Below are 783 nucleotides of genomic sequence, written 5' to 3' on the forward strand. Positions count from 1 at the left end.
TCACTGCATAGCGCCCTTTTGAGGTTAATTTCATAGTTCACTCCAGGTTGAATCAATGGAGTAAATTTTTTCATACCTTACTAATTTAGTCAACTTTAAACTTGACTATTTTTGTAAGTTTTGAGCGATTGTGCTGATAGTGATTACTTTATGCGCTTATCGACCGCACTTAGGATGCCCTGCAAGATGTTGACTTCGTTTTTTTCCAACCGCGCGCGGTTATACAGCCGGCGCAACTTTTCCATCACCGCGTCATTTTGGATAAACCCCAAAGTGCGGTACGTCTGCTCACTGTGGGAGAGCAAATGCTCAACCTCGCTGACGCTAGCATAGCCTGCGCTGGTCAGCCGTGTTTTCACCGCCGTGTGGCTGGCCTCAAGGTAGGCCATGCGCAGTTCATAACAGACCAACTGCACCGCCATCGCCAAATTCAGCGAGGCGTATTCAGGATTAGCCGGCACATTGATGTGGTAATGGCATTGCAGCAGCTCGTCGTTGGTCAGCCCCACCCGCTCACGTCCAAAGACGATAGCAACCGCACTTTGGCTGTTTTGCATCAATTCCTCAATCGCCAGGCCGGCGCCCGCGCGCGGGTTGACCAACGTGCTTTGCAAGTGGCGCAAACGTGCGCTGGTGCCCATCACCAGCGTGCAATCGCCAATCGCCTCGGCAAAGCTTGGGACAATCTCGGCGCGCTCCAGCAAATCTTTGGCGCCGGCGGCGAGGGCAAAGGCTTGCTCGTCGAGCGTGCAACTGGGGTTGACAATCACCAACTGCGCCAGC

1 protein-coding gene is annotated in these 783 nt (G+C 53.1%); it reads right to left on the reverse strand.

The genetic code is table 11. From position 1 onward, the window contains the following. Nucleotides 1-143: 143 nt before the first annotated feature. The coding region (locus tag JNC70_RS22785; protein ID WP_374789058.1) for an RNA methyltransferase at nt 144-783 on the reverse strand (640 nt) is incomplete at its 5' end.

Origin of the sequence: Brucella oryzae, assembly GCF_041929965.1 — a bacterium.
Taxonomy (GTDB): Bacteria; Pseudomonadota; Alphaproteobacteria; order Rhizobiales; family Rhizobiaceae; genus Brucella; species Brucella oryzae.